Consider the following 8969-nt stretch of genomic DNA (forward strand, 5'->3'; position numbering starts at 1 on the left):
CGAGCGTCCGGCCGACCGTCCGTCTCACGCCTCCGGAGTGGCTGCTCAGCGGTCTGCGGCCGAAGCCCGCCCCCGTCCCCTGGGCGGCCGTCGTCCGCGCCGCCGTCGCGCTGGCCACCCCGCTGGCCGTGGGACTGGCCGTCGACCGGCCCGCGTACGGCGCCCTCGCGGCCATGGGCGCGCTGTCCGGCGTGATCAGCGACACCGCCGACGCCTACCGGCTGCGGATACTGAAGATCGCGATCCCCCAGCTCTTCGGCGCGATCGGTGTCACCCTCGGCACGCTCGTCTTCGGCCAGGGCTGGCTCGCCGTCGGCGCGCTGACACTCGTCGCGCTCGTCTCCGGGATGATCTCCTCGATCGGCGCGGTGGCCTCGGTCTCCGGACTGCTGCTGCTCCTCAACGCTGTCGTCGGCGCCGGTCTCCAGATGCCGGAGCCCTGGTGGCTGGCCCCGCTGCTGCTCTCCTGCGGCGGTCTCTTCGTGCTCGCGCTGTCCCTGCTCGGCTGGCCCTTCCGGGGCCGTGTCGCCGAGCGCACCGCCGTGGCCGACGCCTACCGCGCCTCGGCCGATCTGCTGGAGTCGGCGGGCCGGCAGGACACCGACGGGGACTACGACGCGAAGCGGCAGGCCGTCACCGCGGCGCTGAACGACGCCTACGACCTCGTCCTCGCCCGCCGCGCCCGCGACAACGGCAGGCGCGGTCCGCTCGTACGGCTGCTCTCGCAGCTCAACGTGCTCATCCCGCTCGTCGAGGCCGCACCCGCCGCCCATCTGCGGCGCCGCCCGCTGCCCGACGAGATCCCGGCCGCCGTGAGGCAGTTGGCGCGGGCGGTCGAGGAGGGCCGGCTCGGCGGCGCGGACCTCGACCTGCCGGCGCCCGGAACCCCCTCCGAGCGGGCGGTCGACGCCGCGCTGCGGCACGCCGCGTCCGTCGTGCACAAGCCCGACCCCGACCCGTACAACGTCGACGACCGCCTCGGCCGCCCCGCCGCCCTCGGCGTCCGGATCCGCCGGGCCGGGCGCGACATGCTGTTCAGCGGGTCGTCCTGGCGCTACGGGCTGCGGCTCGCGCTGTGCATCGGTCTCGCCCAGGCCCTGGTGTCGGTGATCGACGTACCGCGCTCGTACTGGGTCGCGCTCACCGTCACCTTCGTCCTCAAGCCCGACTTCGGCTCGGTCTTCTCGCGCGCCGTCCTGCGCGCGCTCGGCACGGCGGCCGGTCTCGTCGTCGCGGCGGCCGTGCTGGGGCACGTGCCGCGCGGCTGGTGGGACGTGCCGGTGATGCTGGTGCTCGCCGCGTTCATCCCGGCGGTCTCGGCGAAGAGCTACGGCTTCCAGACGGCGGCCATCACCCCGGTGATCCTGCTGGTCTCCGACGTGCTCAACCACGAGGGCTTCGCGCTGGTCGTGCCGCGGCTCGTGGACAGTCTCATCGGCTGCGCGATCGCGCTGGTCGCGGGCTATCTGCTCTGGCCGGAGAGCTGGCACACCCGCATCGGCGACCGGCTCGCGGACGCCGTGGAGGACACGGCGGACTACCTGGCGTACGCGTTCGGCCCGACCGCCGGCCGTACGGAGGCGGAGACCGCGGCGGACCAGGCCAAGCGGGTGCGGCGCAGACGTGTCATCTACCGCGACCTGTCCGTCGTACGGACGGAGTTCCAGCGCGCGCTCACGGAGCCGCCGCCGACCGGCAGGCGCGCCGCCGCCTGGTGGCCGCTGGTCGTGGCGCTGGAGCGGATCATCGACGCGACGACGGCGGCCCGGGTACGCGTCAACCACGGGGCGCCGCCGCCCGGAGAGGCCGAGATCGCGGACGCGGAGAGGCAGTTGCGGGAGCTGGCGGCGCGGGTGCGCTCCAGTGTGGTCCTGGTGGACGTACGCAAGGCGTGGTCGGCGGCGGACGAGGAGGGTGTGCTGGCACCCCTGCGGCAGGAGCTGCGGGCGGCGCAGGCGATCACGTCACAGCGCCGGTGACAGCGCCACCCGCCGCACCGGCGGTCCTCCGGCGGTGCGGCACTTTCAGTAGTCCGGTGCCTTCAGCGTCACCCAGACCCGCTTCCCCGGGCCCTGCCTCGGCGCCACCCCCCAGTCGTCGGCGAGCGCGGCGACCAGCGCGAGGCCGCGCCCGCACTCGTCGACGGGGTCGGGCGTACGCGGCCGGGGCAGCGAGTCCCCCGCGTCCTCGACCTCCATCCGGAGCAGCCCGTCGGCCCTGCGCACCGTCACCACGATCTCGCGCCCCGGCGGCGACCCGTGCCGCAACGCGTTGGTGACCAGCTCCGACAGCAGCAGCGCCGCCGTCTCACCCAACTCGCCCGACAGTCCCATGAGCCCCGTCAGGCCCTCCCGCGCACGGCCGACGCTGCGGGGATGGCGGGGAAGCCGGAGCCTCATGTGCTGGTCACAGTCGTGGTTCATGGGGATGACCTTCCCCACGACACGGGCTTTTACTTTCCGTACACGGAACGTGACCGAGCGGATTCGGCGCCGCGCGCCGCGGCGCGGCGCCCGCACATTCCGAACGGCCTTCAGTGGCCCTGGAGTTCGTCCAGTACGCGCCGCTCGCGCTTCGTCGGACGACCGGCGCCCCGTTCGCGGACAGCCACCGGACCCGCGAACTCGCGCGGCGGGGGCGGCGGGCTGTTGTCCACGTAGCACTCCACGGCCACCGGCGCGCCCACCCGTTTCCGTACGATCCGCTTGAGCACCACGAGCCGTTCGCGCTCCGCGTGCCGGACCCGGATCTCGTCGCCCACCTTGACCGGAGCGGCGGGTTTGACCCGCTCCCCGTTGACGCGGACGTGGCCCGCCCGACAGGCGGACGCCGCCTGGGAGCGGGTCTTCGTCAGCCGTACGGACCAGATCCAGACGTCCGCCCGTACCGACCCCTGGTCCTCGGTGACATGAGCTTCAGCAGCCATGCTCCCGAGCTTAGAGCGTGTCCTCCTCCGACGGCCCGGCCATTTCCGGCGACTCCTCCAGTACGTCCCACACCTCGTCCGCCGACGTCTCCCGCAGTTCCTCCCCGACCACCAGCCAGCGCGTGATCCCCACCGACTCCAGGAACGGCACGTCGTGGCTGGCGATCAGCAGCGCGCCCTCGTAGGACTCCAGCGCGCCCGTCAACTGCCGCACGCTGGCGATGTCGAGGCTGTTCGTCGGCTCGTCCAGCATCAGCAGTTGCGGGGCGGGCGCGGCGAGCATCATCGCGGCGAGGGCCGCACGGAAACGCTCGCCGCCCGAGAGCGTCCCCGCGGGCTGCGCCGCCCGCTCCCCCTTGAAGAGGAAGCGCGCGAGCTGCGAACGGATGACGTTGTCACTGACCCCGGGCGCCAGGCGCGCGACGTTCGCCGCGATGCTCAGCTCCGGGTCGAGCACGTCGAGGCGCTGCGGCAGGAACCGCGAGGGCACGAAGGTCTTCGCCTCCCCCGACAGCGGCGACAGCTCGCCGGTGAGTGTGCGCAGCAGGGTCGTCTTGCCGGATCCGTTGCGTCCGACCAGGGCGATCCGTTCCGGCCCGCGTACGTCGAGCGTGGCTTCCCGCAGCTTCCCGAAGCGGGGCCGCACCTCGCTCAGGGTCAGCACCGTACGGCCCGCCGGCACGGCCGTGGCGGGCAGGCTCACCCGGATCTCGGCGTCGTCGCGGATCGCGTCCGCCGCCTCCTCGCGCCGCTCGCGGGCGTCGCTCAGCCGCTCCTCGTGCAGGACCCGCGACTTGCCCGCCGACTCCTGCGCGGACCGCTTGAGTCCGCCCGCCACGATCCGGGAGGCCTTCCGCTGGGCGTTGAGCTTCTTGTCCTGGCGCTGCCGGCGGGCGTTCTTGATCTGCGCCTCCTCCAGCTCGCGCTTCTGCCGCCGGACGTCGGCCTCGGCGGAGCGCAGCATCCGCCCCGCCGCCTCCTGCTCGGTGGCCAGCGCCTCCTGGTACGCGGACCAGCCGCCCCCGTACCAGTTCACCGAGCCCGCCCGCAGCTCCGCGATGCGGTCGACGCGCTCCAGCAGCTCCCGGTCGTGGCTGATGACAACCAGCACACCGGAGCGCCAGGAGTCGACGGCCTCGTAGAGCCTGCGGCGGGCCGGCAGGTCCAGGTTGTTCGTCGGCTCGTCCAGCAGCAGGACGTCGGGCCGCTCCAGGAGCAGCGCGGCCAGCCGCAGCAGGACCGTCTCGCCGCCGGAGATCTCACCGACGGTGCGGTCGAGGTCGATGCCGCCGAGCCCGAGCGAGCCGAGCGTGGCGATCGCGCGTTCCTCGACGTCCCAGTCCTCGCCGACGGTCTCGAAGTGCTCCTCGCGTACGTCCCCGTTCTCGATGGCGCGCAGCGCGTCGCGCCGCTCGGCGATACCGAGGGCCTGGTCGACGCGCAGCGCGGTGTCGAGGGTGATGTTCTGCGGCAGGTAGGCCAGGCTGCCGCCGACGGTGACCGAACCGCCGGAGGGCCGCAGTTCGCCCGCCATCAGCCGCATGAGGGTGGTCTTGCCGGTCCCGTTGGTGCCGACGAGACCGTTGCGGCCCCGCCCGACGCTGAGGGAGAACCCGTCGAAGACGGGCGTGCCGTCCGGCCAGTGGAACGACAGCGCGGAGCAGGTCAGTGAAGCGCTGGGGGTGATGGGCTGAGCCATGGTGGTGTCCTCGCGGGGGCGCGGTGGGATGGGGGACGTCGTATGCGACCACCACGCGGCGACCGGGCCCGTACGGGCCGGCGGGCCTGGGCCCGGGAAGGAGATGCGGCTGTCCGGAGTCTTCGGTGACGTGAGTACGTCGGTCCGGGGACGGCGGATGCATCGAGGTCGCTGCCACGCGGGCGTACGGCGGAAGGGCGGCGGGAAGCCGGGGAGCCGTACGGCGTGCTGATCGCGAACCTCAGATGCGCAACGTCCACCTCTATCGGAGACGACAAGGACGGTCTCGACGATAGGCGACGCGGGCGGCGGAGGCAAAGGACTTCCGGGCACCGGCGCGAGGACTTCCGGGCCCCCCGGAGGGGGGCGCGGCACGCGACCGAATGCGCCCTGTCGCCGACCGACCGCGCGGCGCTACGGTGCCCGACAGACCAGACCACCCGTCCGTCCAGGGGGACCCATGGCCCGACGACTCAGCAAGGTCGGTACGAACAGCGGGAACGGCAACTGCCCGACGCTCTACGAGGTGCCCGGGACGGACGACTACGTGGTGCAGGGCGACACCGTCACCGACCCCGGGGAGCTGTCCCAGCTCCACCGTCCGACGGAGCGCGAGGGCGCGGTCGTGGTGCCTCGCGAACTGCTGGCGAACTTCGGCCCGAAGGAGCCCGTGCGGGTACCGCAGTGGATCTCCCCCGAGGAGTTCGGCGGGATGTTCACCACGGTGGAACACAGCGTGTGGGGACTGGAGACCCGCCGCCGTTACGCGGACAACGGGCGGCCCCGTGCCCGCGCCGGGCGGTCGGCGCCGGGGAAACGCTTCGAGCGCGTACGCCTGGTCGACACCGCGGACGCCCGGGTGCGGAAGCGGGCCGGGGAGGACAACCGGACCCTGACCCGGGAACGCGCCGCGGAACTCGCCCTCCCCGAGACGGACTTCTGGATCTTCGACTCACGTGTGGTGGCGCTGCCGCGCTTCGACGCCGACGGCGGGCCGGTCCGCGTCGAGCTGATCACGAACCCGGTCGAGGTGCTGCGCTACGCGCAGGCCCGCGAGGCTGCCTGGCACCACGCGACCCCGTAGACGCCCTCAATCGCCGGGCGGGCTTCTTTCTGTCCTCAATCGCCGGACGGGCTTGCTGTTGCCCTCAATCGCCGGGCGGGCTCGGGTACTGCCCTCAATCGCCGGGCGGGCTTCTTCAGCCCGTCCGGCGATTGAGGACGAACCGGCCGCCGGGCGGGCCCGGTCGAACCGACCCGGCCCGCACAGTGACCCCGTCGTCCGACGTGCGTCAGCGCGTCAGACGCCGATGTCGCCGCCGTCCTTGCGCCAGACCGCCACTACCGCCGGGCGGACCATCTTGCCGCGCCCGTCGGGCCACGCGCTCAGCGGGTTCTCCGCCGTCGCGCCGTCTATCTCGCCCGGGTGCTGCACCGCGACCAGCACACGCCGGTCCTGGATGATCGGGCCGCAGGTCTCCGCACCGTTGGGAACGGTGAGGAACTGCTTCAGCTCACCGCGCCGCTCCCCCTGCGTCGCCACGCCGAACAGGCCGTCGTGCGAGCCGAGTTGCGCGCCGTCCGTGGAGATCCACAGGTTGCCGTGGTCGTCGAACGCCACGTTGTCCGGGCACGAGATCTGGCTGACCTTGTCCTTCGGGAAACCGGCGAAGTACGTCGCCGGGTCCTTCGGGTCACCCGCGACCAGGAACAGCCGCCAGGCGAACCCGTCGCCCGCCGGGTCGTCCCAGTTCTCGGCCAGCTCCAGGATCTGACCGTGCTTGTTGGCCTTGCGCGGGTTGGCCTCGTCGACCCCGGCCTTGCCCGCGGCGCCGCGGTCCGAGTTGTTCGTCAGCGCGACGTACACCCGGCCCGTGCGCGGCGAGGGCTCGACGTCCTCGGGGCGGTCCATCTTCGTGGCGCCGACCTTGTCACCGGCCAGGCGCGTGAAGACGTACACCTCTTCGGCGGTCATGCCGGGCACGTGCGAGACATCGCCGGTGGCGAGCGGGATCCACACGCCGGAGCCGTCGAACTCGCCGTCCTTCGGGAGCTTTCCGCTGCCGTCGATGTCCTCGACCGGGCTGTCACCCGTCAGCTTCGCGACGTACAGCGTGCCCTCGTCCAGCAGCGTGAGGTTGTGGTCGCGGGCGGCGCGGCTGTTGCCCTTCTTCATCGCCTTGGACGACACGAACTTGTAGAAGTAGTCGAACTTCTCGTCGTCACCCATGTAGACGACGGCCCGGCCGTCGGCGGTGAGGCGCGGCTGCGCGGCCTCGTGCTTGAACCGCCCGAGCGCGGTGCGCTTGCGCGGCGTGAAGTCGGGGTCGTACGGGTCCAGCTCGACGACCCAGCCGAAGCGGTGCGCCTCGTTGGGCTCCTGCTTCAGGTCGAAGCGCTTGTCGAACAGCTCCCACTTGCGCTCGGTGGCGGCGGTGCCGATGCCGTAGCGCTTGTCGGTGGCGCTCGACCCGTTGGCGAAGTACTGGTTGAAGTTCTCCTCGCCCGACAGGATCGTGCCCCACGGGGTGGTGCCGCCCGCGCAGTTGTTGAGCGTGCCGTAGACCTTCTTGCCGGTACGGTCGGCCGAGGTACGCAGCAGCGCGCCGCCCGCGGCCGGTCCGGTGAGGCGGAATTCGCTGGTGACGGTGATACGGCGGTTCAGCTCGTGACGCGGTACGACGGTGAGCTTCCCGCTGCGCGGCTGCTCGTCCACCACGACGACCGACAGACCGTGCGCGGCCCAGGCGATCTCGACCTGCTCGCGGGTGGGCTTGGCGGCGTCGTAACCCTTGAACATCAGGATTTCGTCCGTGTACTCGTGGTTGGCCACGAGGAGCTGCTTGCCGCGCTCGCTCTTGAGCGGGAGAAGGCTCAGGAAGTCGTTGTTGTAACCGAACTGGCCGGCCTGCGCCTTGGCGGTCTGCTTGTTCGGGTCGAACTCCGGTGCACCGCGCAGGATCGGGTCGCCCCAGCGGATGACGATGTTCTGCGTGTAGCCGTCGGGGACGGTGACCTTGTCGGCGGTGTTGGGCGCGACCGGCGCGAAGCGCAGTCCACGGGCGCCGTCGTGCTTCTTGCCGCCCTTGCCGTTGTCGCCCGCGGCGAGAGGCGTGGCGGAGGCCGGGGAGTTGCCCGGACCGGCGACGACGGCGGTTCCCGCGGCGGCGGCCACGGTCACCACGGCTGCGCCGCGCATGATGGAGCGACGGGAGAGGGCACCGGCGATGACGTCGCCGACGTACTCGTTGTCACTGGTGTTGGGCGTCTCGTGGAAACAGGCGTCACCGCAGCGGTAACGGCAGGTCATGGCGGAACGTCCGCCCGGGTGCGAGTTCAGCAGCGGCAGCAGTTTGCGCACTTTCCCCTCCGGTGGGCTTTGCTCGGCGCGCCCTGCGCCGACATTGTGTCGGGATATGTACGGCGGTGACGCTATGCGCGTAGGCCCCCGGTTCAGCGGCCTCAAGATGAACGCGGAATGAATGTGCGCCGACCGGGCATTCACCGTTCCCCGGCCGCGTGTCGGCCGCGTACCGGCCGGGCACCCGTCGGCGGCACATTCCAGGTCGCGGGGCGCCCCTGCCGGGGCGGGCGCCGGGTGGCCGCTAACCTTACGTATCCGCCGTGGCCAGGGATGCTGAGTTTCGGTCGGGGCATGTCCCCGGATCCCCTGTTCCAAGTACGGATATATGCCGCACCCAACTCATCTGAAAGGCCTCGCCCATGGGCATTCGGAGCTTGCTGCGCAAGGTGTTCGGCCGCGAGCGTGCGGAGAGTGACGAGTCGGTGGCCACGTCGGTGCCGGCCCAGACCGATCGCTCGCATCACTCGGAGCCCACAACGCCCTCCGCGAGCACGACGACCACGACGCCCGAGACGGCGAAGGTCACCCCCAAGGTGCCCGCGCCGGCCAAGGAGCCGTCACCCGCCGCGGACGAAGTGACGGCGGAGAAGCCCGCGCCGAAGAGGAGGAAGACGGAGGCGGAGAAGGCCGAGGACCTGGTCGCCGCCGCCTTCGACAACCCCAGCGTCCCGGCGCAGACGAAGCGGGAGGAGCCGAAGACGGCGACGGTCCCGGCCCAGGTACAGTCCACGCCGGACCCGGTGGTCGAGCCGGAGCCCGTCAAGGCGGCGGACCCGGTGGTCGAGCCCGAGCCGGAGCCCGCACCCGTCAAGGCGGCGGACCCGGTGGCGGAGGTCGTCCCCGAGCCCGCACCCGAGCCGGTCGCCGAGCCCGTGGCGGAGGTCGCCCCCGAGCCGACCCCCACCCCGGAGCCCGAGCCGGTCGTGGCCGAGGCCGTACCCGAGCCCGTCGTCGCGGCCGAGCCGGAGCCCATCGTGGCC

The 8969-nt window shown here is 72.3% G+C and carries 6 protein-coding genes and 1 pseudogene; 3 read left to right on the forward strand and 4 right to left on the reverse strand.

What is annotated here, in order from left to right; all coding sequences use genetic code 11:
* Positions 1 to 41: 41 nt before the first annotated feature.
* A complete protein-coding gene (locus GXP76_RS31580) occupies positions 42 to 1979 on the forward strand; it encodes an FUSC family protein (RefSeq protein ID WP_242575052.1) in 1938 nt (645 codons plus the stop codon).
* A 45-nt stretch (positions 1980 to 2024) separates the two neighbouring features.
* Here the strand turns inward: GXP76_RS31580 and GXP76_RS31585 are convergent, their stop codons facing one another.
* The 3 genes from GXP76_RS31585 to GXP76_RS31595 form a co-directional block, all read right to left on the reverse strand.
* A complete protein-coding gene (locus GXP76_RS31585; protein ID WP_242575047.1) occupies positions 2025 to 2423 on the reverse strand; it encodes an ATP-binding protein in 399 nt (132 codons plus the stop codon).
* Positions 2424 to 2533: 110 nt separating this feature from the next.
* Complete coding sequence (locus GXP76_RS31590) at positions 2534 to 2926, reverse strand: RNA-binding S4 domain-containing protein (protein WP_242575048.1); 393 nt, start codon at positions 2924 to 2926, stop codon at positions 2534 to 2536.
* Between the two features lie 10 nt (positions 2927 to 2936).
* Complete coding sequence (locus GXP76_RS31595) at positions 2937 to 4625, reverse strand: ABC-F family ATP-binding cassette domain-containing protein (RefSeq protein ID WP_242575049.1); 1689 nt, start codon at positions 4623 to 4625, stop codon at positions 2937 to 2939.
* 460 nt (positions 4626 to 5085) lie between these two features.
* Between GXP76_RS31595 and GXP76_RS31600 the strand changes: the two genes are divergently transcribed.
* The gene (locus GXP76_RS31600) at positions 5086 to 5709 is read left to right on the forward strand and encodes a DUF6879 family protein (RefSeq protein ID WP_242575050.1); all 624 of its coding nucleotides are present in this window, start codon (positions 5086 to 5088) and stop codon (positions 5707 to 5709) included.
* A gap of 216 nt (positions 5710 to 5925) precedes the next feature.
* Here GXP76_RS31600 and GXP76_RS31605 read toward each other — a convergent pair whose 3' ends face one another.
* Entirely contained in the window at positions 5926 to 7986 is a 2061-nt protein-coding gene (locus tag GXP76_RS31605) for a PhoX family phosphatase (RefSeq protein WP_242575051.1), read from the reverse strand.
* Between the two features lie 362 nt (positions 7987 to 8348).
* Here GXP76_RS31605 and GXP76_RS31610 point away from each other — a divergent pair.
* A pseudogene (locus tag GXP76_RS31610) lies at positions 8349 to 8969 on the forward strand (hypothetical protein); the annotation flags it as partial.

This window comes from Streptomyces sp. NP-1717 (assembly GCF_022695985.1).
In the GTDB taxonomy this organism is placed as follows: Bacteria; Actinomycetota; Actinomycetes; order Streptomycetales; family Streptomycetaceae; genus Streptomyces.